Source organism: Acidovorax kalamii, from assembly GCF_002245625.1.
GTDB classification, from domain to species: domain Bacteria; phylum Pseudomonadota; class Gammaproteobacteria; order Burkholderiales; family Burkholderiaceae_C; genus Acidovorax; species Acidovorax kalamii.
In genome coordinates this window covers 670,711-697,703 of the sequence record NZ_NOIG01000004.1, presented here as the reverse complement: position 1 = coordinate 697,703, position 26,993 = coordinate 670,711, and the positions used below count along the sequence as shown (strand labels likewise).

Sequence of the window (26,993 nt, the reverse complement as noted above, 5' to 3'; positions counted from 1 at the left end):
GGCGGTTTTTTCTTGCGCGCTTGCACCTTCCAGCACGGGAGCGGCGTCTTTCCTACAATCCACGCTTTCGTCCAACAGCCAGAGCTTGGTTCCTCGATGCCGCAGGCCTCTTCTCCCATCGGTGTTTTTGACAGTGGCGTCGGCGGGCTGAGCGTGCTGCGCGCGCTGCTGGCCGCCATGCCGCACGAACGTTTTGTGTACCTGGCCGACAGCGCCCACGCGCCTTACGGCGAACGGGGCGACGCCTATGTGGCGGCGCGCACCCATGCCATCACACAGTACCTGTGCGAGCAGCATGGCATCAAGGCCCTGGTCGTGGCCTGCAACACCGCCACGGCAGCCGCCATCCACGAAGTGCGCAGCAGCCACCCCACGTTGCCCCTGGTGGGCCTGGAACCTGCCATCAAGCCCGCGCTGGCCGTCACCAAGACCGGGCACGTGGGCGTGATCGGCACGCGGGGCACGCTGACCAGTGCGAAGTTCGGCAAGCTCATGGCTTCACTGGCAGGCCAGGCGCAGTTTGTTGTGCAGCCCTGCGATGGCCTGGCCCATGCCATCGAGCGCAGCGTGGCGCTTCCAATAGCCGCCCCGGACAGCCCCGTCGAAGCCACCGAGACTGGCGCGCTGTGCGCGCGTTATGTCCAGGCCATGGGCAGTTTTGGCACCGCCGCTGGGCAGATGGACACCCTGGTGCTGGGCTGCACACACTACATCTTTGTGGCCCATGAACTGCGCGCGCTGGTGGGGCCTGACGTCCAGTTCATCGAGACCGGCGAGCCCGTGGCCCGCCAGACGCGGCGCCTGCTGGAAGCTGCTGGCCTGCTGCATGTGCCCGCAGAAACTCGGCCGGGCCAGCCCCCCGTACCGCAGTCTGAGGCCACGCCCCCGGTGCAACTGCTGACCACAGGCCCCGTCGCCATGCTGGAGGCCGCGGCGCAGCGCTGGTTGGACCTGCCCGCGAGTTGCTGCCAGTCTGTGCAAGTGCCCTGATTCAAAGCAAAAATCGGCCTCTGTGCGCGTCCACCAAGCCTGAATAGCTATCGAAAGAATAGCAATTCCGGCTTATGTCACAGCTCTCAGGGCTGCTCCACACCCCACAACCGGGTGCCCGCGTGTTCCACATGCGTGAGGTACAGCCGCAGGTCGAACTCGTACTGGTGGTACTGCGGCTCCATGTGGGTGCACAGCTGGTAGAAGGCTTTGCCATGGTCCTTCTCACGCAGGTGGGCCAGTTCGTGGACCACGATCATGCGCAGAAACTCGTCCGGCGCCTGCTTGAACATCGCGGCAATGCGGATCTCGTGTTTGGCCGTCAAGCGATTGCCCTGCACACGCGACACCGCCGTGTGCAAACCCAGCGCGTGGCGCACCACGTGGATCTTGTTGTCGAACAGCACCTTGTTGACTGTGCCCGCGTTGCGCAGGTAGCGCGCCTTCAGCTCCTGCGTGTAGTCGTACAGCGCCTTGTCGCTGCGCACGGCATGGGCAGCGGGGTACTTGCGTTGCAGCACCGCACCGAGCTTTCCCTGCACCAGCAGGTCGCGCGCCTGCGCCTGCAAGGCCGCAGGGTAAGAACGCAGATAAGGGAGGTCGGAGGTCATGGGGGAGCAGCGTGGCTGCAAGGCTGCAACGCGGTGGCAAGACGGCGGTCAGCCGCGCAGATGCCCGAGCCACAGCAAGCCAGTGCGGCCAACCTGCGGCGTTGAAAGCCTTGCTTGCAGCGAGGATGTCAGTGCAGGTGGCGGGGACGGCGACCACCGCCGCCACCATGGCCACTGCTGCCTGGCCCCCCCGGGCCGCGCGGGGGCTTGCCGATTTCCAGCGAGTTCACCAGCGCATCAAACCGTTGGCTGAAAAGCTTGTCGATTTCCGCGACCACGCCCCCCAGCTCGGCGCCATCAAAATGGCGCTCCATCATGTTCACCACGTCCTGCACCAGCAAATCACGCTGCACCTGCATGATGGCGGCCGGGGTGGGCCCCACGAAGAGCATCACAAAGTCGTCGCGCGACTCGGCGCCCTGCTCTTCCTCTTCCTCGTCAAAGTCGGCGTCGTAGAACGTGACCTCGATCGCGGCCCCCTGCTCGGCCAGTTCGTTGAGGCTCATGCACATCTCGTCGAGCGACTGGCGAAAGTCTTCATCGCCCCGCACGGTCCAGCACATTTGCAGCAAGTGCTCTTGCGCATCGAACTTGATGCCTGGCTCTTCCTCGTAGGCACTGGCAGCGCCATCGGCCAGCGAACGGGCTCCAGCGTACTTCCACAAAGGCTTGAGCGCTTCCTGGAGCTGGTCAAAACTCACATCAGCGCGCAAGGGGACCTGTCCGTGGACGTGGATTTCAAAGGGAGCGTTGTAACTTGACATGATTGAATCCTAGAGCCTGTTCAATGTCTTTTTGGAGTCGCACAAGTCCCTTGCCCACAGGGTTGGAGTGAAATCGGGCGATTGGACGCCCCGGTTGCTTGCATGGGCATGAGCCCATACTGCGCAGCCGGAGCATCCACTCATCCCGATTGCACTCCAATGCGATCTCCAAAAAGACATTGAACAGGCTCTTCGTGGTGCCCCGAGCCGGGGTCGAACCGGCACGCCCCTTTTCAGGAAAGCGGCGGATTTTAAGTCCGCAGTGTCTACCAATTTCACCATCGGGGCGCCGGCCGCTGAGCGCACACCTGCATTGCAGCGTAACCCGGGCAGCACATGCGCGCAATGCCCTGTCGCATCTCGGTCCACAGGCTTGCGCTGGAAAACGACGCAACCCGGCGGACCAAGAAAAAAGGGAAGCCTAGGCTTCCCTTTTCAAAATTGGAGCGGGAAAAGAGTCTCGAACTCTCGACCTCAACCTTGGCAAGGTTGCGCTCTACCAACTGAGCTATTCCCGCATTTGCTTGCCGCCTTAACGTTTCCGTTAGTGCTTATCAGCAAGCCTCAAATTATATCGCTATTTTTGGCCTCATTCGATTGCTGGCCAAAAATTTTCCAATCACCACCCAGCCTTGCCCGTCTTCATCACAACCAGGATCTCCAAAGATCCTGAGCCATCGACGGTGCAGACCGTATCTGGAGGCGCGGTCCGGAGTCGAACCGGACTAACCGGATTTGCAATCCGGGGCATAACCGCTTTGCTACCGCGCCAGGAATTCACATTCCTCTGACAAAAAAGGGAAGCATTTGCTTCCCTTTTTCTGGAAATTGGAGCGGGAAAAGAGTCTCGAACTCTCGACCTCAACCTTGGCAAGGTTGCGCTCTACCAACTGAGCTATTCCCGCATTTACCGAAGCCTTACATTGTACAACGTTTGCTGCGATGGAATGAATTGTAGCGCATTTTTGGAGCTCTTCAAAAAATTTTGCGTCAATGTTTCAAACCATCGGCCACCGCTGACGAGGCGGCTGCTTTTTCGGCCGGAGCCGGCGCCACCACCGCCACCGCCACCTCTTCGTCCGTCAAGGGCACGGGTTTGCTCTCCAGCGCCACTTCCAGCACCTTGTCGATCCAGCGCACGGGCACGATTTCCAGCCCGCTCTTCACGTTGTCGGGTATCTCCTGCAGATCCTTCACGTTTTCTTCAGGGATCAACACTGTCTTGATGCCGCCGCGCAAAGCTGCCAACAGCTTTTCCTTAAGCCCACCAATCGCAGTGACTTCACCCCGCAACGTGATTTCGCCGGTCATGGCCACATCACCGCGCACAGGGATGCCCGTCAGCGCCGAAACAAACGCGGTGGTCATCGCAGCGCCCGCGCTCGGGCCGTCCTTGGGCGTGGCGCCGTCTGGCACGTGGATGTGGATGTCGCGCTTCTCGAACGCTTCATCCTTGATACCCAGGATGCGCGCACGGCTGCGCACCACCGTGCGGGCAGCCTCTACGGACTCCTTCATCACATCGCCCAGCGAGCCGGTGCGCGTGATCACGCCCTTGCCGGGCATGATGGCCGCTTCAATGGTCAGCAGGTCGCCGCCCACTTCGGTCCAGGCCAGGCCCACGACCTGCCCCACCTGGTTTTGCAACTCGGCGCGGCCATAGGTGTACTTGCGCACACCCAGGAAGTCGGGCAGGTTGTCCGCTGTCACTACCACCTGGGGCGTGAGCTTCTTGAGCTGCAAGCCCTTCACCACCTTGCGGCAGATCTTCGAGAGCTCGCGCTCCAGCGAACGCACGCCCGCCTCCCTTGTGTAGTACCGCACCATGTCGCGCACGGCGGCTTCGGTGATCAGCAGTTCCTCGTCCTTCACGCCATTGTTCTTGAGCTGCTTGGGCAGCAGGTACTTCATGGCGATGCTGGTTTTTTCGTCCTCGGTGTAACCCGACAGGCGAATCACCTCCATCCGATCCAGCAAAGCGGGCGGGATGTTCATCGAGTTGGACGTGGCCACGAACATCACGTCGGAGAGGTCGAAGTCCACCTCGACATAGTGGTCGCCGAAGGTGTGGTTCTGCTCGGGGTCCAGCACCTCGAGCAGCGCGCTCGATGGATCGCCCCGGAAGTCCGTGCCCAGCTTGTCGATCTCGTCGAGCAGGAACAGCGGATTGCGCGTGCCCACCTTGGAGAGGCTCTGCAGAACCTTGCCCGGCAGCGCGCCGATGTAGGTGCGGCGGTGTCCACGGATCTCGGCTTCGTCGCGCATGCCGCCCAGGGCCATGCGAACGTACTTGCGACCCGTGGCCTTGGCAATCGACTGGCCCAGCGAGGTCTTGCCCACACCCGGCGGCCCCACCAGGCACAGGATAGGAGCCTTCACCTTGTCCACGCGCTGCTGTACCGCGAGATATTCGAGGATGCGGTCCTTGACCTTGTCCAGGCCGTAATGGTCTTCGTTGAGCACGCCCTCGGCATTCACCAGGTCATGCTTGATCTTGGTCTTTTTGCTCCAGGGCAGGCCTGTGAGCACGTCGATGTAATTGCGCACCACGGTCGCTTCGGCGGACATGGGCGACATCAGCTTGAGCTTCTTGAGTTCGGCCTCAGCCTTCTTGCGCGCTTCGGCGGGCATCTTGGCGAGCTTGATCTTCTTCTCGATCTCCTCGATGTCGGCACCTTCGTCGCCCTCGCCCAGTTCCTTCTGGATGGCTTTGACCTGCTCGTTCAGGTAGAAGTCGCGCTGGTTCTTCTCCATCTGGCGCTTCACGCGGCCCCGGATCTTCTTGTCCACATTGAGGATGTCCACCTCGCGGTCGAGCTGCTCGAACAGGTTTTCGAGGCGCGCCTTCACGTCCGACAGGTCCAGCACCACCTGTTTGTTCTCCAGCTTGAGCGGCAGATGCGCGGCAATGGTGTCGGCCAGGCGGCCGGGATCGTCGATGCTGGAGATGGATGTGAGGATCTCGGGCGGAATCTTCTTGTTGAGTTTGACGTATTGGTCAAACTGCTGCATCACCGCACGGCGCAGGGCCTCGATCTCACTGGGCTTGTTCGCCTCGGGCGTGGCCTCGACCGGCGTGACGGTGGCCATGAAATGCGTTTCGGTGTCGTCAATGGAGGTCACCAGCGCGCGCTGCTGCCCCTCCACCAACACCTTCACCGTACCGTCAGGCAGCTTGAGCATCTGCAGGATGGTGGATACGCAGCCGACGTCGAACATGTCCGACACCGAGGGTTCATCCTTGGCGGCAGCCTTCTGGGCAACCAGCATGATGCGGCGATCGGCCTCCATGGCCATCTCAAGCGCCTTGATGCTCTTGGGACGGCCCACGAAGAGCGGGATCACCATGTGGGGGAACACCACCACATCGCGCAATGGCAACAGTGGCAGGTCAATGGGGGTGGCTGGCAGGGGGGTATGTCCGGACATGGAAATCCTCAAAGTGCTCTGTGGAAGTGGTTCCACATGTGGGGATTTTCAACCCTTGCGCGCAGCCGTACTGGCGCAAGGGTTGATGGTGCAAGGGGCAGCAACAGGGCGCCCGCTCCGGTCATTTCAGGCCTTCTTGGCCGCTTCGCGGTAAACGAGCAGCGGCGGCTTGTTTTCTTCGATGGTGGATTCATCCACCACCACCTTTTCAACATTGCTGGTGTTGGGCAGGTCGAACATTGTGCCGATCAGCGATTGCTCCAGGATCGAACGCAATCCCCGCGCGCCAGTCTTGCGAGCCAGAGCCTTGCGGGCAATGGCCTTGAGTGCTGCAGGGCGGATCTCCAGGTCTACGCCCTCCATCGACAACAGCTTGCTGTACTGCTTGACCAGCGCGTTTTTGGGCTCGGTCAGGATCTGCACGAGCGCGTCTTCACTCAACTCGGCCAGCGCGGTGACCACGGGCATACGGCCCACCAGTTCGGGGATCAGGCCGAACTTGATCAGGTCCTCGGGCTCGATCTCGGTGAACACCTCGGTCAGCGAACGCTGCTTTTTGCTCTTGACCGATGCACCAAAACCGATGCCCGACGCTTCGGTGCGGTTCTCGATCACTTTCTCCAGGCCCGCGAACGCACCGCCGCAGATGAACAGGATGTTGGTCGTGTCGATCTGCAGAAAATCCTGGTTCGGGTGCTTGCGCCCGCCCTGGGGCGGCACACTGGCCATGGTGCCCTCGATGAGCTTGAGCAGCGCCTGCTGCACGCCCTCGCCCGACACGTCACGCGTGATGCTGGGGTTGTCCGACTTGCGCGAAATCTTGTCGATTTCGTCGATGTAGACAATGCCTCGCTGGGCACGCTCGACCTCGTAGTTGCAGCTTTGCAGCAGCTTTTGGACGATGTTCTCCACGTCCTCGCCCACATAGCCCGCCTCGGTCAGCGTGGTGGCATCGGCCATCACAAAGGGCACGTCCAGCATGCGCGCGAGCGTTTGAGCCAGAAGCGTTTTGCCTGAGCCCGTGGGGCCGATCAAGAGGATGTTGCTCTTGGACAGCTCCACATCGTCCTTGTGGGCCTTGTCCTTGTGGCGCAGGCGTTTGTAGTGGTTGTACACCGCCACCGCCAGCGTGCGTTTGGCCACTTCCTGGCCAATCACGTAGTTGTCGAGGTTGTTTTTGATCTCTACCGGTGTGGGCAGGTCGCTGCGGCCTTCACGGGCCAGGTCACCAGCCGGAAGTTCATCGCGAATGATCTCGTTGCACAGGTCAATGCACTCGTCGCAGATAAAGACCGACGGACCGGCGATCAGCTTCTTCACTTCATGCTGGCTTTTGCCGCAGAAAGAGCAGTAAAGGGTTTTTTCGCTGGAAGAGCCTTTTTTCTCGGCCATGGGGGCAATGCCTTGTTACGTACGGAAAGTTGTCGGGATGATAACCAAATAAAAAACGGCGTCTTCCCCGGGGGAAAACGCCGCTGTGCGAGCCTGTGGCGATCAGGAGCGCTTGCTGATCACCTGGTCCACCAGGCCGTATTCCTTGGCCTCGTCGGCCGAGAGGAAGTAGTCACGCTCGGTGTCGCGCTGGATTTTTTCCAGCGACTGGCCCGTGCGCTCAGCCAGGATGTTGTTGAGCTGTTCGCGGGTCTTGAGGATCTCGCGCGCGTGGATCTCGATCTCGGTGGCCTGGCCCTGCATGCCACCCAGCGGCTGGTGGATCATGACCTTGGAGTTGGGCAGTGCAAAACGCTTGCCCTTGGCGCCCGCCGCCAGCAGGAAGGCACCCATGCTGGCCGCCATGCCCGTGCACAGGGTCGAGACATCGGGCTTGATGAAGTTCATGGTGTCAAAAATCGCCATGCCAGCGCTCACCGAGCCGCCGGGCGAATTGATGTAGAACGAAATGTCCTTGTCGGGGTTCTCACTCTCCAGGAACAGCAGCTGCGCCACCACCAGGTTGGCGGTCTGGTCGTTGACCGGACCCACCAGAAAAATCACGCGCTCCTTGAGCAGGCGCGAGTAGATGTCATAGGACCGCTCACCACGGCCCGACTGCTCGATGACCATGGGGACCATGCCCAGGCCTTGTGTTTCCAATGCGCTCATGTTTTCTCCAGTCAAGCAGGTACTGTACCCAGAAATGAATTGGGGCCTGTGCACGAAAGCACAAGCCCCTGTGTGACGGCAACAACCGGGCAGTTAGGCAACCAACCGCCCGGCCAGACCCATCAGCCCTGTTGGGCCATCAGTTCGTCGAACGACACGGTCTTCTCGACCACCTTGGCCTTGCCCAGCACGAATTCGGTCACGTTGTTTTCGATCACAACGGCTTCGACTTCGGCCAGGCGCTGGCGGTCGCCGAAGTACCAGCGCACCACGTCTTCAGGCTTCTCGTAGCTGGCAGCCAGCTCGTCGATGTGGGCCTTGAGCTGCTCGGGCTTGGCCTGCAGTTCGTTGGCACGCACCAGCTCGGCCAGCACCAGGCCCAGGCGCACGCGGCGCTCGGCCTGGGGGCGGAACACGTCTTCAGGGATCTCGGCCTTGTCGGCGTCCTTGATGCCGCGTTGCTTCAGCTCGGCGCGGGCGCCTTCGAGCAGGCGGGCGATTTCAGCCTGGATGCTGGCGTTGGGCAGATCCAACTCAGCCTTGGCCACCAGGGCGTCCATCACGGCTTGCTTGTTGCGGGCCAGCAGGCGGAACTTGACTTCGCGCTCCAGGTTCTTCTTGATGTCGGCGCGCAGGCCGTCCACGGAACCGTCGGCGATGCCCAGCGACTTGGCCAGTGCGTCGTTCACTTCGGGCAGGTGGGCCGCTTCGATCTTCTTCACGGTCACGAGGAAGTCGGCAGTCTTGCCAGCCACGTCCTTGCCATGGTATTCGGCAGGGAAAGCCAGGGGGAAGGTCTTGCTTTCGCCCGACTTCATGCCGCGCACTGCGTCTTCGAATTCCTTGAGCATCTGGCCTTCGCCGACCAGGAACTGGAAGTCTTCGGCCTTGCCGCCATCAAAGGGTTCGCCGTCAATCTTGCCGGCGAAATCCACGGTCACGCGGTCACCGTCTTGGGCGGCAGCGTCCAGGGCGCGCTGGGCGAAGCTGCGGCGCTGCTTGCGCAGGATGTCAATGGTCTTGTCGATGGCAGAGTCGGTCACTTCGGACGACAGCTTTTCGACTTCGGCGTCCGACAGGTCGGCGATCTTGACCTCGGGGAACACTTCAAAGACGGCGTCGAAAGTCACCTGGCCTTCGGGAGCGCCTTCCTTTTCGGTGATACGGGGCTGGCCGGCCACACGCAGGTTGGCTTCGTTGGCAGCCACGGCGAAGGCTTCACCGACCTTGTCGTTGAGCACTTCGTACTGCACCGAGTAGCCATAACGCTGGGCCACCACGTTCATGGGGACCTTGCCAGGACGGAAACCGTCCATCTTGACGGTGCGAGCCAGGCGCTTGAGGCGCGTATCGACTTCGGACTGGATCAGGGTGACGGGCACGCTCAGCGTGATCTTGCGCTCGAGCTTCTCAAGGGTTTCAACAGTAACGGCCATGGCTATTCCTCTTATGAATGTGGATCGTGCTGGCTGCAGCGCAGCAGCGCCGTGTTCCGCAAAGTCTCACATGGGTGGTGCGCGGGGGGGGACTCGAACCCCCACACCATTGCTGGCGTCAGGACCTAAACCTGGTGCGTCTACCAATTTCGCCACCCGCGCGGTTCTACAACAAACAAACAGGCGGCAACCTCAGCTGCCGCCTGCGTGAAATCGGTCAACCTTCTATTTTACCCTGATGCGGGCTGGGTGGGAATCAAACCCCTCCAAGAACCTCTGGCGCAGGCCGTTTGACCCGGAACCAGGCGGCGTACATCGCAGGCAGCGCCAGCAGCGTGAGCACGGTGGCCACAATGAGCCCGCCCATGATGGCCACCGCCATCGGCCCCCAGAACACGCTGCGTGACAGGGGGATCATGGCCAGCACCGCCGCAGCGGCCGTGAGCACGATGGGGCGCAGGCGGCGCACGGCGGATTCGACGATCGCATCCCAGGCAGGCACGCCGCGCGCGCGGTCCTGTTCGATCTGGTCAATCAGGATCACCGAGTTGCGCTGGATCATGCCCATGAGCGCAATCACTCCCAGCAACGCCACAAATCCGAAGGGCCGGTTCAGCACCAGCAGCGCCGCCGCCACCCCCGCCAGGCCCAGCGGCCCGGTCAGGAAGACGAGCATCGCGCGGCTGAAGCTGTGCAACTGCAGCATAAGCAGGGTGAAGGTAATGAACAGCATCACCGGCAAGCCGGCCGCAATCGAGGCCGAGCCCTTGGAGCTTTCCTCCACCGCACCCGCCACTTCGATGCGGTAAGCGCCCTGCCCCGAGGCGCGCCATTGCGCCTCGATCTTCTGCAGCGCTGGCTGCAGTGCCGCCGTCACCGTGGCACCCTGCAAGCCCTCGGTCACGTCGCCCTGCACCGTGATGGCGTAGTCGCGGTTCTCGCGCCACATCACGCCCGGCTCCCAGGTGAACACGGGCTTGGCGATCTGCGTGAGCGGGATCGACTTGCCCGAGGCCGTGGGCAGGTACGCGTTGGCAATGTCGGTGATAGCGTTGCGCTCGTCCAGCGGCTGGCGCAGCAGGATGTCGATGAGCTTGTCGCCCTCGCGGAACTGGCCCACCTGCGTGCCCGAGAGGATGGTCTTGGACGCCTGGGCGATGGACTGGCTGGTGACGCCCAGCGCGCGCGCCTTGGCCTGGTCCACTTCGAGGCGCAGCACCTTCACGGACTCATTCCAGTTGTCGTTCACGCCACGCATGTCGGGGTTCTGGCGCAGCTGGGCCTTCACCTCGTCAGCGCGCTCGCGCAGCACCAGCGGGTCCGGTCCCACCACACGGAACTGCACGGGGTACGGCACCGGTGGTCCATTGGGCAGCAGCTTGACACGGCCGCGCACCTCGGGGAACTCCTCGGCCAGCAAGCTGGGCAGCTTCACGCGCAACGATTCGCGCAGCTTCAGGTCCTGCGGCAACACGATGAACTGCGACACGTTGCTTTGCGGAAACACCTGGTCCAGCGGCAGGTAGAAACGCGGCACACCCGAACCCACCCAGGTGCTGACCGCGGTCACGCCGGGCTCGGCCAGCAGGCGCTGCTCGACGCGCTTGGTGACCTCTTCGTTGCCCGCAAACGAGGTACCCTCGGGGAACCAGATGTCCACCAGGATTTCAGGCCGGCTCGAATCCGGGAAGAACTGCTGCTGCACCTTGCCCATGCCCACAATGCCCAGCGCAAAGGTGAGGATGGTGGCGCCGATGGTGAGCCAGCGGTGCTGCACGCACCAGTCCACCAGACGGCGGAAGGTGCGGTAGAACGGGCTGTCGAACACCTCGTGCGGGTCATCCGTCACGCCCTTGTTCGCCTGCGCGGCCAGCACATGCGGCGGCACCTTGAGCAGCAGCGTGCCCAGGTACGGCACAAAGTACACCGACACGATCCAGCTGAGCACCAGCGCAATCACCGTCACGGCAAAAATCGCAAACGTGTACTCGCCCGTGGTGGACTTCGCCAGCCCGATGGGCAAGAACCCGGCCGCCGTGATCAGCGTGCCCGTGAGCATGGGCATGGCCGTGAGTTCGTAGGCAAAGGTGGCGGCGCGCACCTTGTCGTAGCCCTCTTCGAGCTTGAGCACCATCATCTCGACGGCAATGATGGCGTCGTCCACCAGCAGGCCGAGCGCAATGATGAGCGAGCCCAGCGAAATCTTGTGCAGGCCGATGCCCCAGTACCACATGGCCAGAAAGGTCACCGCCAGCACCATGGGGATGGTGATGCCCACCACCAGGCCGGGGCGCGGGTCGATGTACCAGCGCTTCCACAGCGGGTTCTTGCCCGGCCGCTTGTGAAAGCCCAGGCTGATGAAGCTCACCGCCAGCACGATGACCACGGCCTCGATCAGCACCCGGACGAACTCGTTCACCGAGGTGGACACGGCCTTGGGCTGGTCCTGCACATTCACGAGCTTGACGCCCGCTGGCAGCGTGCCGCCGATGCGGTCGGTGGCGGTGTGCAGCGCCTTGCCCAGCGCAATGATGTCGCCGCCCTTGGCCATGGAGACGCCCAGTGCAATCACCTCGCGGCCCTGGTGGCGCACCTTCACGGTGGCCGGATCCACATAGCCGCGCTTGACCTCGGCAATATCGCCCAAGCGCAGCTGCGCACCCGAGGGCCCCCGGATCGGCATGGCCGCCAAGTCTTCCACGGCGTTGAACTGGCCTTGCACCCGCACCTGCACCTGGTCCTGCGGGGTCTGGATGGCACCAGCGCTTTCCACCGCGTTTTGCTGGCCCAGCTGGGCTAGCACCTGGTTCATGTCCAAGCCCAGCTGCGACAGGCGCTTTTGCGAGATTTCGATGAAAACCTTTTCATCCTGCACGCCAAACAGCTCGACCTTGGCGACATCGGGCACGCGCAGCAGCTGCTGGCGCACATCATCGGCAAACTGCTTGAGCTCGGCGTAGCTGAAGCCCTCGGACTCCAGCGCATAGATCACGCCGTACACATCACCAAAGTCGTCATTGAAGAACGGCCCCTGGATGCCTTGTGGCAGGGTGTAGCGCATGTCACCCACCTTCTTGCGCACGGTGTACCAGACATTGGCCACATCGCCGGGTTTGGACGAGTCCTTGATCTGGAAAATGATCTGCGACTCGCCAGGCTTGGAGTAGCTGCGGATCTTGTCGGCGTAAGGCACCTCCTGCAGCGTGCGCTCGATCTTGTCGGTGACCTGCTCGGCCACCTGCTGCGCCGTGGCACCAGGCCAGTAGGTGCGCACCACCATGGCACGGAAGGTGAACGGCGGGTCTTCGTCCTGCCCCAGCTGGAAGTAGGCTGCAAAGCCCAGCAGCATCAACACCACCATGAGGTAGCGGGTGAGCGCGGGATGGTCGAGCGCCCATTTGGAGAGGTTGAACCCCTCTTTGGGTTGTTGTTGTGACATGCGTGGCCCTCAGTTGGCAGCCGAGGCCGGGTTTGCTACCAATTCAGGAGCTGCTTTCGTTTTACCAGCGGGCGGAGAAGCCGTTTTTGGCTGATAAACCATCACCTTCTGCCCGGGCGAGAGCACATGCACGCCCGTCGCCACCACCTGCATGCCGGGCGTGAGGCCCGCCGCCACCACGGCTTCGTTGCCGTCGGCCGTGGCGATCTGCACCGGCTGCGACTTCACGCTGCTGCTGGCCGGGTCATACACCCACACGGCCGTGGCCTGGCCCTCCTGGCGCAGCGCGCTGGTGGGCAGCTTGATGGCCGGGATGCCCGCATGGCTCAGTGCCTTGGGCGTGACGTACACGGTGGCGCCAAGCGCGGGGGCTTCAGCGCTATCGATGGCCACCTTGACCTGGTAGGTGCGCGTGGCCGCATCGGCGCTGGCCGCCACCTCGCGCACCGCGCCCGCCAGCGTGGCGCCACCGGACCAGCCACGCACAGCCACTTCCGAGCCCACGGCAATCTGCGCCACCTTGTCCTCGGGCACCGCAAACACCACATCGCGCGGGCCGTCCTGGGCAATGCGCACCACCGGCGTGCCCGCAGCCACCACCTGGCCCGGCTCGGCATCAATGCCGGTCACCACACCCGACACATCAGCCACCAGCGTGGTGTAGGCCGCCTGATTACCCTGCGACGACAGCTGTGCGCGCGCCTGGTCCAGCGTGGCCTGCGCGGCTTTCAGCGTGGCTTCGCGGCGCTCCAGCTCGGCACCGCTGATGAAGTTCTGGTCTTTCAGGGTCTGGTAGCGCTTGAGGTCTGCCGCCGCCAGGTCACGCTGCGTGGTGGCCGATGCCAGCTGCGCGCGCGCAGCGTCGGTCGCCAGCTGGTAGTCCTTCGGGTCCAGCTGCGCCAGCACCTGGCCGGCCTTCACATGCTGGCCCAGCTCGGCCTGGCGCTTGACGATCTTGCCCGCCACCCGAAAGCCCAGGCGCGACTCGACCCGCGCCCGCACCTCGCCCGAATACTCCAGGCTGGACTGCAGCGCACCCACGCCCACCGTAAGCAGCTTGACGGAGCGCACCGGCTCCTCGGGCGGCGCGGGGCGCGAACAGGCGGCCAGCAAAGAGGCGGTGGCCAGCACCAGCAAGAACCGGGGTTGCCGTTGGAGGGGCCGCAAAGCGGAGGGTGTGCGCATGGGAAATCCGGTGAAAAAAAGGGCCACAAGGAAGAAGCGACGGAACAGCACGCGCAGCACGGGCCTCGCGACCTGCGCTGCAACGGGATGGGGGCCAGTCTCCTTGTCCCTGAAAAGAATTGCTCTTGATTACTGACTGACCGGTTAGTAATCTATGAGAAGCGCCCCCACCTTGTCAAGCGACAATCCGGGGTGTGAACGACCGCCACAGCCCCTCCAACCCCTACAGCCCAACTCCCCCGGCAGCCGCACCCATTGCCGCTCCGGCCGGTGCGTCCACTGCGCCTGCACCCGCCATGGTCCAAGCCCCCCCCGTGACGCACTACGAGAACTTCCCCGTCGCCTCGTTGCTGTGCCCGCCCCACCTGCGCCAGCCCATCGCCGCCATCTACGCCTTTGCCCGCACGGCCGACGACATTGCCGATGAAGGTGACGCCACACCGGCCGCCCGCCTGGCCGACCTTGCGGCCTACCTGGCCGATCTGCGCGCGATTGCCCAGGGCCAGCCGCCCTCGCCCCGCTGGGCCAGCGTGTTCCTGCCGCTGCAAGGCGTGCTGCGCAGCCACCAGCTGCCCGTGCCGCTGCTCGAAGACCTGCTCAGTGCCTTTGCCCAGGATGTGGAAAAAACCCGCGATGCCGAAGGCTACGCCGACCGCGCCGAGCTGCTGGACTACTGCCGCCGCTCGGCCAACCCCGTGGGGCGCCTGCTGCTGCACCTGTATGGCGTGGGCGACGCGCAGGCGCTGCGGCAAAGCGATGCGATCTGCACCGCGTTGCAGCTCATCAACTTCTGGCAGGACCTGTCGGTGGACATCCCCCGCCACCGCCACTACCTGCCGCGCGCCGACTGCGCTGCCCATGGCGCCTGCCAGGCCGAGCTGCTGGCCCTGCAAAGCACGCGCGAGAACGCGCGCCTGATTGCCGACTGCGCCGACTGGGCCCGCACCACCATGTACAGCGGCGCGCCCCTGGTGCACCGCCTGCCCGGCCGCGCGGGCTGGGAGCTGCGCCTGGTGGTGCAGGGCGGCTTGCGCATCCTCGACAAGGTCGAGGCCCTCAAAGGCGGCAGCCTGCACACCCGCCCACGCCTGCATGCCTGGGACTGGGTGGTGATGCTGGGCCGCGCGCTGGTGATGTAAGAAGAAAGATTCATGGGCCACAAGGCGCGCTGACACGCGCGCTTGCACCAGCCTAAAAATCAAACAAAATCACCCCCCATCGCCTATCCATCAAAGGCTATAAGCTATTATTTTTATAGCAAATTGCCACCATTTGTTGCCCTAACCCTGACCAGCGCGATGTCACAGGGCAGGGATAGCGAGCATGCCGGAGGTGCGGTGTGCGGTTAGCCTCGCCGCCACCTGCCGCCGCCGAAGCGGCTTCACTCAATACCCCAGGGCCCGCGCCACAAGCGCACTGGCCCGAAGCCCTTCCGGTCACACACCCACCATGTCCGTCAGCGTTTTCGACCTCTTCAAGATCGGTATCGGCCCGTCCAGCTCCCACACCGTGGGGCCCATGATTGCGGCGCGGCAGTTTGCCTGCCAATTGCAGGGCACCCTGGGCCTGGCCGCCGTGCACCACGTCACGGTGGAACTGTTTGGCTCCCTGTCTGCCACCGGCGTGGGCCACGGCACCGACAAGGCCGTGCTGCTGGGCCTGGCCGGGCACGAGCCCGACCACATCGATCCGGACCAGATCCAGCCCGCCATCGCCGACATCCGCACCCGGCAAACGCTGGCGCTGCTGGGCGAGCATGTGGTGCCGTTTGTTGAAAAAGAGCACCTGCTGTTCCGCCGCAAAAGCCTGCCGCTGCACCCCAACGGCATGGCGTTTCACGCGTTTGACGCGCAGGGCAACGAAATTGCTGCGCGTGAGTACTACTCGGTGGGCGGTGGTTTTGTGATCGACGCGGCGGGCGAGCGTGTGCTCAACAGCGCTGCCACTGCAGGGCCTGATACGGCCGGCCATGCCCAGGGCCTACCCCACCCCTTCCGCACCGGGGCAGAGCTGCTGGCCCAGTGCCAGGCCACCGGGCTTACCCCGGCCCAGCTCATGGCCGCCAACGAACAACACTGGCGCAGCAGCGCCGAGGTGCGCCGCCAGCTCATGGCCATCTGGAAAACCATGGCCGGTGCCGTGCAGCGCGGCTGCGCCAGCACCGGCACCCTGCCCGGCCCCATGCACGTGCGCCGCCGCGCGGCCGAGCTGCACCACAAGCTCAGCAGCGCCCCCGAGGCCGCGCTGCGCGACCCGCTCTCGATGCTGGACTGGGTGAACCTCTACGCCATGGCTGTGAACGAGGAGAACGCCGCTGGCGGCCGCGTGGTGACCGCCCCCACCAACGGCGCGGCGGGCGTGATCCCGGCCGTGCTGCATTACTACGTCAACTTCTTGCCAGGCGCCAACGAGGACGGCATCGCCACCTTTTTGCTCACCGCCGGTGCCATCGGCATCATCTATAAGGAGAACGCATCTCTCTCGGGCGCCGAGGTAGGCTGCCAGGGCGAGGTGGGCGTGGCCTGCTCCATGGCGGCAGGCGCGCTCGCAGCCGTGATGGGCGGCAGCCCCGAGCAGATTGAGAACGCCGCCGAGATCGGCATGGAGCACAACCTGGGCATGACCTGCGACCCCGTGGGCGGCCTGGTGCAGATCCCCTGCATCGAACGCAACGCCATGGGCGCCATCAAGGCCATCAACGCCGCCCGCATGGCGCTGCGTGGCGACGGCCAGCATGTGGTCTCGCTCGACAAGGTCATCAAGACCATGATGCAGACCGGCGCGGACATGAAGATCAAATACAAGGAGACCTCGCGCGGCGGCCTGGCCGTGAATGTTGTGGAATGCTGACAAATCTGTCACCAATGTGACACAACGGCAGATGCCGCAGCACAATGCGCGGCGTGCAGCCTCGCGCGCTTCCTGGGACGCCTGGCATGCATGGCCCCGTCACCTTTTCCGTTTCCTATGCATCTCTTCTCTGCGCTGCGAGCCCTGCTGCTGATCCTTCCCCTGTCCTGCATGTCCCCTGGCGCCTGGGCGCAAGACACCCTCACCCACATTTCCAAGACCGGCGAATTGCGACTGGGGCACCGCGAGGCATCCCACCCCTTCTCCTACAAAGACCCAGCCACCGGGCAGGTGCGTGGCTACAGCGTTGACATCTGCACCAGGATTTATGAGGAGCTCAAGAAAGAACTCAAGCGCCCCGACCTGCGCCTGACCTATGTGCTGGTGGACGGCAAGAACCGCTTGGCGGACCTGAAAAACAACGTAGTGGACCTGGAATGCGGCACGACCACCAACACCCTGGAGCGCCAGAAGGAAGTCGCCTTCAGCCACCACATCTTCATTGCCACCACCGCCTTCCTCGTGCGCAAGGACTCGGGCATCAAGACGGTGGACGATCTGAATGGCAAACGCATTGCCGTCGAACGGAAAACCACCAATGACGGCCTGCTGGCCACCAACGAACGCACCTACCACCGCAAATTCATCTACGTGCCGGTAGACAGCACCGCACAGGGATTGGATGCACTCACGCGCCGGGAGGCAGATGCAGTTTTTGCAGACGATGCAGGCCTATGGAGCCCCATGACCCGGCTGGGCAAGGCCATGGGGGACTACCAGTTTCTGGAAAAGCGCCTTTCGGTAGAGCCCTACAGCATTGGCCTGCGCAGGCAAGACCCTCGCTTCAAGGAGCTGGTAGACCAAGTCACCCGCCGCCTGATCCAGACCGGGGAGATGGCGGCTCTCTACAAAAAGTGGTTCCACTCGGACCAAGGCACGCTCCCCATGAGCGTCTTCATGCGCGAAGCGCTCAAGCGGCCCAGCGACGTGGGCGTGGAACAAATCGCCTTTTGATGCCCTTCGGCCTGCCGCAGAACAGTCAGGCCAAACTGCGGAGTTGCGGCCTCCGCCAGCTGCCCGGTTGCCGTGGCGGGCCATGTCCGCCATGGGACAATCGCGCCCCATGACCCCACAGCAATACGTACAGCAAAAAGCCGTGGCCTCGGGCAGCAGCTTCTACTACGCCTTCCTGTTCCTGCCGGCCCCGCGCCGCGCCGCGATCACGGCGTTTTATGCTTTCTGCCGCGAAGTGGACGATGTGGTGGACGAAGTCTCCGACCCTGGCGTGGCGCGCACCAAGCTGGCCTGGTGGCAGGGCGAGGTGGCCAAGGCCTATGCGGGCCAGCCCACCCACCCCGTGATGCAGGCGCTGATGCCGCTGGCGGCCGACTATGGCATTGAACAACGCCACCTGCAGGCCGTGATCGACGGCTGCCAGATGGACCTGGAGCAGACCCGCTACCTCGACTTTGCGGGCCTCAAGGGCTACTGCCACCTGGTGGCGGGCATCGTGGGCGAAGTCGCCGCACGCATCTTCGGCCAGACCGACCCGCGCACCACCGAATACGCCCACAGGCTGGGCCTGGCCTTCCAGCTCACCAACATCATCCGCGACGTGGGCGAAGACGCGATGCTGGGCCGCATTTACCTGCCGGTGAACGAGCTGCAGCAGTTTGATGTGAAGGCACACGAGATCTTGAAGCGCACCTACTCCGACCGCTTCACGGCGCTGATGCGCTTTCAGGCCGAGCGCGCGCACCGGCTGTACGACGAAGCGTTTGCCTTGCTGCCCGATGCCGACCGCCGCGCCCAGAAACCCGGCCTGATGATGGCCAACATCTACCGCACCCTGCTGCGCGAGATCGAGCACGAAAACTTCCAGGTGCTGCACCAGCGCATCCGCCTCACGCCGCTGCGCAAGTTCTGGCTGGCGTGGAAGGTGCAAGCCCTGGGCCGGATGTCTTAGCCGTGGGCCCGCGTCCATGAAGGTCGCCGTCATCGGCGCAGGCTGGGCGGGCATGGCCGCCGCCATTGCCCATGTGCAGGCAGGGCGCCAGGTCACCGTGTTCGAGGCCGCGCGCACCGTGGGCGGCCGGGCGCGCGCCGTGCCGGGCGCGCTGCCCGATGGCACGCCCGCCACGCTCGACAACGGCCAGCACATCCTGATCGGCGCCTACGCCGAAAGCCTGCGCCTGATGCGGCTGGTGGGCGTGGACATCGATACTGCGCTGCTGCGCCTGCCGCTCACGCTGCAGTTCCCCGACGGCCAGGGCCTGCAGCTGCCCGACCTGCCCCCACCCCTCGATGCGCTGCTGGGCATTGCCCGCGCCAAGGGCTGGGGCTGGCGCGACAAGCTGGCACTGCTGCGCACAGCCACGGCCTGGCAGCTGCGCGGCTTTCGCTGCGCGCCCGCCACATCGGTGGCCACGCTGTGCGCGCCGCTCACGCCCCGGCTCATGGCTGAGTTCATCGACCCGCTGTGTGTGTCGGCCCTCAACACCCCCGCCAACCAGGCCAGCGGCCAGGTGTTTCTGCGCGTGCTGCAGGACAGCCTGTTCAGCGGGCGCGGCGGCTCCAACCTGCTGCTGCCACGTGCGGACTTAGGCGCCCTCTTTCCCGAAGCCGTTGCCCACTGGCTGCAGCAGCAAGGCGGCCAGGTCCTCACCGGCCAGCGCATTCAGCGCCTGCAACCATTGCCCGGCGGGCGTTGGCAGCCGGTAGTGGCCGCCAACGGCACCGAAGAACCCGGAGCGTTCGACCACATCACCCTGGCCTGCCCGTCCTGGGAGGCCAGCCGCCTGGTCGAAGGCCTGGCAGGCACGGCGGGCCTGGCCGGTGCAGCCCGCTGGAGCGCCACCACCAGCGCCCTGCGGTTTGAGGCCATCACCACCGTCTATGCCCACGCCCCGGGCGCCCACCTGCCCCTGCCCATGCTGGCGCTGCGCAACACCGCTACCCACCCGGCGCAGTTTGTGTTCGACAGGGGCCAGCTCGACGGCCAGCACGGGCTGCTGGCCTTTGTGGTGAGCGCCAGTGATGGGGACCGCGCATTGATCGAGCAGCAGGTGCTGCAGCAGGCCGCCGCCCAGCTGGGCCTGACCGGCCTGCAGCCCGTGCAGACCGTGGTGGAAAAACGCGCCACCTTTGCCTGCACCCCTGGCCTGCAGCGGCCCGGCATGCAGGTGCTGCCGGGGCTGACGGCCTGCGGCGACTATGTGGCAGGCCCCTACCCGGCCACGCTGGAAGGCGCCGTGCTCAGCGGCACGGCAGTAGCGGCACAAGCCTGAACCCCGCTTTGACGGCCCGGGGTGCCTCGGGTAAACCCCAGGCCGACTGACAGCATTCCGAAAGCACGCTGCGCACACCATACGCCGGGCAACGCCACAACGGCTTTCACGGAGACACCCATGCTGTTCGACAACGACACCAACCCCGCCTTCCACCCCACCCGCCGCCACCTGCTGGGCGCAGGCAGCGCCCTGGCACTGGGCGGCCTGCTGCCCGCCGCTGCGTCGGCCCAGGCCGCATGGCCCGCCAAGTCTGTGCGTTTTGTGGTGCCCTTTGCACCGGGCGGCAGCTCCGAGATCGTGGCGCGCTCCACAGCGGCCGAGCTGAGCAAGACCCTGGGCCAGAGCGTGTTTGTGGACAACAAGCCCGGCGCCGCAGGCAACATCGCCATGCAGGAAGTGGCCCGTGCCGAAGACCAGCACACCCTCATCCTGGGCCACATCGGCACGCTGGCCGTCAACCCCTACATCTTCGACAAGCTGCCCTACGACGCCAACAAGGACTTCAAGCCCGTGAGCCTGCTGGCCAAGGTGCCCAGCCTGTACGTGGTGCACCCCGACGTGCCCGCCAAGAACCTCAAGGAGTTCATCGCCTACGCCAAGAAGAACCCGGGCAAGCTCAGCTACGGCTCGGCAGGCAATGGCAGCGCGGGCCACCTCGCGTTTGAATACCTCAAGATGACCGCCGAGATCTTCATGCTGCACGTGCCCTACCGGGGCACCGGCCCCATGATGACCGACCTGCTCTCCGGCCGCCTTGATGCCGCATCGGTGGGCGCTGCGGCCCTGCTCCCGTTCATCAAGTCCGGCAAGGTGCGCTGCATCGCCACCGGCTCCACCCAGCGCCTGCCGCAGCTGCCCGACGTGCCCACAGTAGCCGAACAGGGCTTCCCCGGCTTCGAGATGACGCAGTGGTACGGCATGCTGGCCCCCGCGAGCCTGCCCAAAGAACACCTGGACAAGCTGGCCGCCGAAACCATGAAGGCCGTCAAGGCCCCCGAAGCCCTCAAGCGCCTGAACGGTGACGCCGCCGAAGCCATCGGCGGCACACCCGCGCAGTTTGCACAGTTCATTGCGGCGGAGCAGGCGCGCTGGCAGAAAGTAATCAAGCGCGCGCAGATCAAGCCAGATTGAGAAGGGGGGCGTTGCGTTTCAGCGCAAGATGCCCCATCCAATGGAAAGCCCCAGCACATAGAGGGCTCCCACAATGACGCAGGCCTTCAACCAGCCTTCACGGGAGGGGGTGTCAGCGATGTCTTCTCCTCCCATGGCGGAGATCAGTCCTGCAAGAAAGTACGCCAACCCTGTGATGGCATGCAGCAAGATGTTGGGCGCCAACGCGCCACACGCGGCGCCCGACATTGCTCCAGCGGCCAGCAAGGAGCCCATCGCATCAGAGGGGCCGCCCAACGCAGCCCCCGCAAAGCCGAGCAGCAACGCCAAAAGGCTCCCTGCGGCAATGCCCAACAGCGCGCAGGCGACCTTGAAAACCAAGCTGGACGACCACCAGCCGCCTGCGTCTCTCACCCTCTCTTCCATGCGCCATCTGTGGGACAGCCCCCGCAAAGGCCGCTTGTCACGTTTGTCCATACCCTCTCCCTCTTTTGTCCTGCGCATCGTAGTCGCACGCCATAAGCAAGCGCAGCAAAAGCCGAAACAAGCACCGCAGTAGCATTCCCCCATGCGCATCCTCCTGGCCGAAGACGACCACAACCTGGGCACCTGGCTCAGCCGCGCGCTGGAGCATGCGGGCATCCAGGTGGAATGGGTGAACGACGGGCGCCTGGCCGACCGTGCGCTGCAGCAGCACGACAACTACGACGCGCTGGTGCTGGATCTGGGTCTGCCCGGGCTGGACGGTCAGGCCGTACTGCAGCGCCTGCGCGACCGCGACCAGCGCCTGCCCGCGCTGATCCTCACGGCCCGCGATTCGCTGGACGAGCGTGTGCGCTCGCTCAACGCGGGGGCTGACGACTTTCTGGCCAAGCCTTTCGAGCTGGCCGAGCTGGAGGCCCGCCTGCATGCCCTGGTGCGCCGCGCACGCGGCAACGAGCACCCGCGTCTGGCCTGTGGCGCGCTGGTGTACGACAACCCGCGCAAGCAGTTCATGCTGCATGGCGAGCCCCTGGCCCTGTCGCCGCGCGAGCACGCCGTGCTGCGCGTGCTGGTGCAGCGCAGTGGCGAGCCGTTTTCCAAGCAGCAGATCCTGGACCGCGTGTTCTCTGACGACGAGGACGTGCACCCCGAAGCCGTGGAAGTGTTTGTGCACCGCCTGCGCAAGCGGCTCGATGGCAGCGGTGTGCGCATCACTACGCTGCGCGGCCTGGGCTATGCGCTGGAAACAGGCTGAACCATGACACTGATCGCGCGCCTGCGCCGCGCCAGCCTGTGGCGGCTGCTGGCCCTGCTGCTGCTGCCGCTGCTGGCCGTGGTGACGGGCGTGGAGCTGTGGATGACGCGGCACGACGCGCTGGAGGCGGCCAACGCGGCCTACGACCGATCGCTGCTCGGGGCGCTCAAATCCATCGACGCCAACATCTCTACGGCGTCGGGCGGTCTGTCGGCCGAGCTGCCTTACAGCATGCTCGAATTTTTTGAACTCACGGCCAGCGGCAATGTGTACTTCCGCGTGGCCTCGTCCGACGGGCTGGTGGAACTTGGCAATGCCGACCTGCCCCTGCCGCCCGGCACGCTTACCCCCGGCGTGCCCCGCTTCTACGACGCCACCTATTTCGGCGAATCCGTGCGGCTGGCCGCCTACCGCCGCGCGGTGGAAGGCGCCGCGCCCGGGGCCAATGCCAGCAGCGTGCTGGTGCAGGTGGCCGAAAGCACCCGCTCGCGGCAGGAGTTCACGCGCCGCTTTGTGCGCCGGGCCGCGCTGCGCGACACGCTGGTGCTGGCGCTCATGGTGCTGGGCACAGCCGCCACGCTGGCCGTGGCGCTGCGGCCGCTGGCGCGCCTGGCGCGCGAGGTGCAGGCGCGCAGCCCCGACGACATGACCCCCATGGCCGACACCGACCTGCCCGCCGACATCCGCCCCCTGGTGGCTGCCGCCAACCAGCAGATGGCGCGCACGCAAGACCTGGTGGCCCAGCAGCGGCAGTTTCTGGACGATGCCTCGCACCAGCTGCGCACCCACCTCACCACGCTGCAGATGCAGATCGACTACGCCCGGCGCGAGACCGACGCCACCCAGGTGCAGCACACCCTGGAAGCCATCGGCGGCGAAGTCGCGCGCGCCACGCGCAGCACCCAGCAGCTGCTGGCCCTGGGTCGGAGCGATACGGCTGCGGTGGAGCTGGCCCCGTTCGACCTGGCCGCGCTGCTGCGCGCCGTGGCGCTGGAGCTGCTGCCCCGCGCCCGCGCTCGGCAGATCGACTTTGGCATCCACACCCCCACGCCCGAGTTCATGGCCGTGGGCGACAGTGGCCTGCTGCGCGAGGCGCTCACCAACCTGGCCGCCAACGCCATTGCCTACACACCCGAGCACGGCACGGTCACCGTATCGGCTGCGGGCGACGGCCTGGGCTGGAGCCTCAGCGTGGAAGACAACGGCCCCGGCCTGCCCGCCAGCGAACGCGATGCACTCGGCCAGCGCTACCGGCGTGGCTCGCAGGCGGCGGCAGGCGGCTCAGGCCTGGGGCTGGCGATTGCACGCTCCATCGCCGAGCGGCACCGGGGCGGCCTGCGGCTCGAAGAACGCGCGGGTGGGCCCGGCTTGCTGGCCATCCTGTGGTGGCCCCGGGGCTGAAAACCCCCATCCCGCAGCACCCCAGATTCCGCCAGAATTCGCCCCGCATGCCGTCCGCACCACACCCCCTCCCCACCCTGCCCCGCCGCCACGCCCTGCAGTGGCTGGCAGCACTGGCGGGCACTTCAGGCGCTGCGCACGGGCCTGCTGCGTGGGCGGCCGACGCATCGCTGGAGCCCGCGGAATGCATCGCCCCCTCCCGCCCCGGCGGCGGGTTCGACCTGACCTGCGGCCTGGCCACCCAGGCGGTGCAGGTGGTGCGCCCCGCACGCCCGCCGCTGCACACACGCTACCTGCCCGGCGGCATCGGCGCCGTTGCGTTTGACCAGGTCGCCACCGGACGGCTGGGCGGGCCAGGCACGCTGGTGGCGTTCTCCAGCGGCTCGCTGCTCAACATCGCGCAGGGCCGCTTCGGCCCGCACCCGGTGAGCGCCGTGCGCTGGATCGCCACGCTGGGCACCGACTATGGCGTGGTGGCCGTGCACCGCGATTCGCCCCACCAGCGCCTGCAAGACGTGGTGGCCGCGCTGCGCAAGGACCCGGCCCGCGTGGTGTTTGGCGCGGGCGGCACCCTGGGTAGCCAGGACTGGATGAAAGCCGCCCTGCTGACCCGCGCCGCCGGGCAGGACCCCAAGCGCATGCGCTTTGTGTCATTCGAAGGCGGCGGCGAGGCCCTGAAGGCCCTGCGCGGCGGCCACATCGGCGTCTTCACCGGCGATGCGGCCGAGGCCCGGCAGGCTTTGGACAAGGGCGCGCCCCTGCGCTTTCTGGCCGTGCTGGCACAGGCCCGCCTGCCCGGCGCCCTGGCCGACCTGCCCACGGCGCGCGAGCAGGGCGTGGACCTGGTCTGGCCCACGGTGCGCGGCCTGTACATGGCCGCCACCGCCCCCGATGCCGCCGTGCGTGCCTGGGTGACGGCTTTTGCCGATGCACTGGCCGCACCCGGTTACGCCGCGCTGTGCAGCCAGTACGGCCTGTACCCGTTTGCGCGCACTGGCGCGGCGCTGGAGGAGTTCGTGCAACGCAGTCTGGCCGACTACCGCCAGCTGGCGCAGGAGCTGGGCCTGCGGTCCTGGCCGCGCTGAGGCGGCTGCTGCTAAGCCCGTGCGGTGGTCTCAGTGGATTTCTGGCCCGCTCACTTCTCCAGCCACCACTGGATTACCACCTTGGCCAGGAACCCCAGAAACCCCACGCCCAGGCCCAGGAAGAGCACAAAGGTGCCAAACCGCCCGGCCTTCGATTCCCACGCCAGCTGCCCGATGATGAACAGCATGTAGGCGATGAACGCGCCCACGCCATAGGTGAGGAAGAAGCCCGAGATCTGTGCCTCGGTGAAGCCAAAAATCACGATGCCCCTCCAGGCGCACGCGCCGGTGCAGCGGGTGCAGCCAGGTCGCGCTCGGGCAGGCTGGATGCATCCACCAGGTCGCGGTAGGCGTGCCAGCTGGCGTGGCCCAGCATGGGCATCACGGCGATCAGGCCCAGCAGCAGCGAGCCCAGGCCCAGCAAGGTAAAGCCCAGGATGATCGCCGCCCAGAACGCCATGGGCAGCGGGTTGACCACCACGGCCTGCCAGCTTGTCAGCACCGCCTGCAACAGCGTGGCGCGGCGGTCCAGCAGCAGCGGCATGGCGACCACGCTGGACGCAAAAATCGGCGCGGCCATCAGGCTGCCCAGGGCCAGCCAGATTTCAAACAACCAGCCATCGCGCGCCATGACCACGTGGCGCAGAAAGTCGAGCGGGGTCTCGATCGGCACCGGCGCCAGCAGAGTGATGAGCGCCGCCGAAGTCATGACCCAGCCCGAGGCCGCCAGCGCCAGCAGGGCACCAAACTGCACCATGCACCAGTAGTCGTTGCCCCATTTGTTCACGTGGCTGTTCTGCCAGTTGAACCAGGTCTTGAGCACCACGCCCAGGTTGGCAGGCTCGCCGCGCTCCAGCGCGCGGCTCAGCGCATACAGGCTGGTGGCCAGCACCGGCGCCACCACCAGAAAGCCCGACAGCGCCCCCGCCAGCAGCCAGAATCGGTGGTGCCCCACCGCAAAGATGGCCGCCCCGAACAGCGTGAGCGCCAGCCCATGCGCAAAGCTGATCCAGCCCGCCCGCGCCATGTCGCGCCAGGCCAGCACCAGCCAGGTCATGGGCTGCATCAAGCCGATGGTGCGGATGGCGGGCAATGGCGGGGGATTACGGGGCATGGTGGGAGGGGTCGCTCAGCGACGGGTGAGTGTGACTTCAACGGGCAGCGGCTTCAACCACCGCACGCCCAAACCTTGACCTGAGGCAAGAAACCGAACCGAGGGAAGCCCGTCAGGCCAACAGCCTGCACAGCGCCGTGAGGCTGTCCACCGTGGCATGCGGCGGCGTGTCGTCGTGCGGCCAGGGGTGGTTGGCGCTGTTGATCCACACGGCCTGCATGCCCGCGTTCAGCGCGCCCTGCGCATCCAGTGTGGCGTCATCGCCCACGTGCAGAACCTCGTGGGGCAACACGTCGGCGGCGGTGGCGGCGGCGTGGAAGATGCGCGCATCGGGCTTGGCCACGCCAAACTCCGACGCGCTGATGCTGTGGCGAAAGTAGTGGCCGATGCCGATGCGGTGCACGTCGGCATTGCCGTTGGACACCGCCACCACCGGGTAGCGTGCCGACAAGAAAGCCAGCGTGTCGTGCGCGTCGTCAAACAGCTCCACGCGCATGCGCTCGGCAAAAAACAGGTCAAACGCCGGTTCGGCCAGCGCGGGCTCGTCGCCCGCCTGGGTCAGCGCCAGGCGGATGGACTCGCGCCGCAGCGCGCTCAGGTCATGCAGCAGGTCGGGCCGCAGCGCCACCATCTGGTTGCGGATGGCGCGCAACGACTCGGTGCTGGAGAACAAAGCCGCCGTGGCGGGCGCATGGTGCGTGAGCCAGTCCAGCAGCACGCGTTCGGCCCGGGTGATGGTGGGCCAGATGGGCCAGAGCGTGTCGTCCAGGTCGATGGAGATGGCGCGGATGCGGGCGGTGTCCAGCTGCGGGGCGGATGCCAGCGCAGGCGCGGTGGGTTGAGGCTGGGGGGCGGTCATGGTGCGGCAAGAATACCCGACGGTAACCAGCGGATGTGCCGCAGATCCCGCGTGCCCGCCAAGGCCCGGCCCATTTGCCACAATCGGGCC

22 protein-coding genes and 5 tRNA genes are annotated in these 26,993 nt (G+C 65.3%); 10 read left to right on the top strand and 17 right to left on the bottom strand.

Translation table 11 applies throughout. The features are described from left to right. Window positions 1–96 precede the first annotated feature (96 nt). On the top strand, window positions 97–990 hold the full coding sequence (gene murI, locus CBY09_RS06295) for a glutamate racemase (protein ID WP_094287496.1): 894 nt from the start codon (window positions 97–99) through the stop codon (window positions 988–990). 86 nt (window positions 991–1,076) lie between these two features. On the opposite strand, the gene CBY09_RS06290 is transcribed toward murI, so the two are convergent. The 13 genes from CBY09_RS06290 to CBY09_RS06230 form a co-directional block, all read right to left on the bottom strand. Continuing rightward, the gene (locus CBY09_RS06290) at window positions 1,077–1,601 is read right to left on the bottom strand and encodes a M48 metallopeptidase family protein (RefSeq protein WP_094287494.1); all 525 of its coding nucleotides are present in this window, start codon (window positions 1,599–1,601) and stop codon (window positions 1,077–1,079) included. A gap of 128 nt (window positions 1,602–1,729) precedes the next feature. Then, window positions 1,730–2,365 (bottom strand): DUF6806 family protein, encoded by a 636-nt coding sequence (locus tag CBY09_RS06285; RefSeq protein WP_063461795.1) that lies wholly within the window; start codon window positions 2,363–2,365, stop codon window positions 1,730–1,732. A 195-nt stretch (window positions 2,366–2,560) separates the two neighbouring features. After that, window positions 2,561–2,653 (bottom strand) — tRNA-Leu (locus CBY09_RS06280). Between the two features lie 154 nt (window positions 2,654–2,807). Next, a tRNA-Gly gene (locus tag CBY09_RS06275) sits at window positions 2,808–2,883 on the bottom strand. A gap of 179 nt (window positions 2,884–3,062) precedes the next feature. Next, window positions 3,063–3,136, bottom strand: a tRNA-Cys gene (locus CBY09_RS06270). A gap of 58 nt (window positions 3,137–3,194) precedes the next feature. Then, window positions 3,195–3,270, bottom strand: a tRNA-Gly gene (locus tag CBY09_RS06265). An 85-nt stretch (window positions 3,271–3,355) separates the two neighbouring features. Then, window positions 3,356–5,794: an endopeptidase La gene (lon, locus tag CBY09_RS06260; RefSeq protein WP_094287492.1), complete on the bottom strand. Its 2,439-nt coding sequence runs from the start codon at window positions 5,792–5,794 to the stop codon at window positions 3,356–3,358. 126 nt (window positions 5,795–5,920) lie between these two features. After that, window positions 5,921–7,186: an ATP-dependent Clp protease ATP-binding subunit ClpX gene (clpX, locus tag CBY09_RS06255; RefSeq protein WP_094287490.1), complete on the bottom strand. Its 1,266-nt coding sequence runs from the start codon at window positions 7,184–7,186 to the stop codon at window positions 5,921–5,923. 102 nt (window positions 7,187–7,288) lie between these two features. Then, complete coding sequence (gene clpP / locus CBY09_RS06250) at window positions 7,289–7,897, bottom strand: ATP-dependent Clp endopeptidase proteolytic subunit ClpP (RefSeq protein ID WP_063461792.1); 609 nt, start codon at window positions 7,895–7,897, stop codon at window positions 7,289–7,291. A 122-nt stretch (window positions 7,898–8,019) separates the two neighbouring features. Continuing rightward, window positions 8,020–9,333, bottom strand: a complete 1,314-nt coding sequence (tig, locus tag CBY09_RS06245; RefSeq protein ID WP_094287488.1) for a trigger factor — start codon at window positions 9,331–9,333, stop codon at window positions 8,020–8,022. Window positions 9,334–9,408: 75 nt separating this feature from the next. Continuing rightward, window positions 9,409–9,495 (bottom strand) — tRNA-Leu (locus tag CBY09_RS06240). A 94-nt stretch (window positions 9,496–9,589) separates the two neighbouring features. Then, a complete protein-coding gene (locus CBY09_RS06235; protein WP_094287485.1) occupies window positions 9,590–12,772 on the bottom strand; it encodes an efflux RND transporter permease subunit in 3,183 nt (1,060 codons plus the stop codon). Window positions 12,773–12,781: 9 nt separating this feature from the next. Beyond that, window positions 12,782–13,957, bottom strand: a complete 1,176-nt coding sequence (locus CBY09_RS06230; RefSeq protein WP_094288066.1) for an efflux RND transporter periplasmic adaptor subunit — start codon at window positions 13,955–13,957, stop codon at window positions 12,782–12,784. 296 nt (window positions 13,958–14,253) lie between these two features. Here CBY09_RS06230 and hpnC point away from each other — a divergent pair, with 296 nt between their 5' ends. The 6 genes from hpnC (at window position 14,254) to CBY09_RS06200 (ending at window position 21,228) form a co-directional block, all read left to right on the top strand. Further along, entirely contained in the window at window positions 14,254–15,096 is an 843-nt protein-coding gene (gene hpnC / locus CBY09_RS06225) for a squalene synthase HpnC (RefSeq protein ID WP_094287483.1), read from the top strand. A gap of 310 nt (window positions 15,097–15,406) precedes the next feature. Beyond that, the gene (locus CBY09_RS06220) at window positions 15,407–16,807 is read left to right on the top strand and encodes an L-serine ammonia-lyase (RefSeq protein WP_094287481.1); all 1,401 of its coding nucleotides are present in this window, start codon (window positions 15,407–15,409) and stop codon (window positions 16,805–16,807) included. 117 nt (window positions 16,808–16,924) lie between these two features. Next, on the top strand, window positions 16,925–17,821 hold the full coding sequence (locus CBY09_RS06215; protein WP_240515598.1) for an amino acid ABC transporter substrate-binding protein: 897 nt from the start codon (window positions 16,925–16,927) through the stop codon (window positions 17,819–17,821). Window positions 17,822–17,930: 109 nt separating this feature from the next. Further along, the gene (gene hpnD / locus CBY09_RS06210) at window positions 17,931–18,773 is read left to right on the top strand and encodes a presqualene diphosphate synthase HpnD (RefSeq protein ID WP_094287479.1); all 843 of its coding nucleotides are present in this window, start codon (window positions 17,931–17,933) and stop codon (window positions 18,771–18,773) included. Between the two features lie 16 nt (window positions 18,774–18,789). After that, window positions 18,790–20,094, top strand: a complete 1,305-nt coding sequence (gene hpnE, locus CBY09_RS06205; RefSeq protein ID WP_094287477.1) for a hydroxysqualene dehydroxylase HpnE — start codon at window positions 18,790–18,792, stop codon at window positions 20,092–20,094. A gap of 120 nt (window positions 20,095–20,214) precedes the next feature. After that, window positions 20,215–21,228 (top strand): Bug family tripartite tricarboxylate transporter substrate binding protein, encoded by a 1,014-nt coding sequence (locus tag CBY09_RS06200; RefSeq protein ID WP_094287475.1) that lies wholly within the window; start codon window positions 20,215–20,217, stop codon window positions 21,226–21,228. 18 nt (window positions 21,229–21,246) lie between these two features. Here the strand turns inward: CBY09_RS06200 and CBY09_RS06195 are convergent, their stop codons facing one another. Further along, entirely contained in the window at window positions 21,247–21,684 is a 438-nt protein-coding gene (locus tag CBY09_RS06195) for a hypothetical protein (protein WP_063461783.1), read from the bottom strand. Window positions 21,685–21,775: 91 nt separating this feature from the next. Between CBY09_RS06195 and CBY09_RS06190 the strand changes: the two genes are divergently transcribed. From CBY09_RS06190 to CBY09_RS06180, 3 genes are read left to right on the top strand one after another with little or no spacing between them, the layout of a single operon-like run. Continuing rightward, window positions 21,776–22,444 (top strand): response regulator, encoded by a 669-nt coding sequence (locus tag CBY09_RS06190; protein WP_094287471.1) that lies wholly within the window; start codon window positions 21,776–21,778, stop codon window positions 22,442–22,444. A gap of 3 nt (window positions 22,445–22,447) precedes the next feature. Beyond that, window positions 22,448–23,845, top strand: coding sequence for a sensor histidine kinase (locus CBY09_RS06185; RefSeq protein ID WP_094287469.1), 1,398 nt, complete (start codon window positions 22,448–22,450; stop codon window positions 23,843–23,845). 47 nt (window positions 23,846–23,892) lie between these two features. Then, the gene (locus CBY09_RS06180; RefSeq protein WP_094288062.1) at window positions 23,893–24,930 is read left to right on the top strand and encodes a Bug family tripartite tricarboxylate transporter substrate binding protein; all 1,038 of its coding nucleotides are present in this window, start codon (window positions 23,893–23,895) and stop codon (window positions 24,928–24,930) included. A 50-nt stretch (window positions 24,931–24,980) separates the two neighbouring features. Here the strand turns inward: CBY09_RS06180 and CBY09_RS06175 are convergent, their stop codons facing one another. The 3 genes from CBY09_RS06175 to CBY09_RS06165 all read right to left on the bottom strand — a co-directional run bounded on the left by CBY09_RS06175 (window position 24,981) and on the right by CBY09_RS06165 (window position 26,903). Then, window positions 24,981–25,193, bottom strand: a complete 213-nt coding sequence (locus CBY09_RS06175; RefSeq protein ID WP_015014900.1) for a DUF2788 domain-containing protein — start codon at window positions 25,191–25,193, stop codon at window positions 24,981–24,983. Further along, on the bottom strand, window positions 25,190–26,044 hold the full coding sequence (locus CBY09_RS06170) for a DUF2189 domain-containing protein (RefSeq protein ID WP_094287467.1): 855 nt from the start codon (window positions 26,042–26,044) through the stop codon (window positions 25,190–25,192). Before CBY09_RS06170 ends, CBY09_RS06175 begins: the two co-directional genes overlap by 4 nt. Before the next feature lie 112 nt (window positions 26,045–26,156). Next, a complete protein-coding gene (locus CBY09_RS06165) occupies window positions 26,157–26,903 on the bottom strand; it encodes an HAD-IA family hydrolase (protein ID WP_094287465.1) in 747 nt (248 codons plus the stop codon). Between the last annotated feature and the right edge of the window lie 90 nt (window positions 26,904–26,993).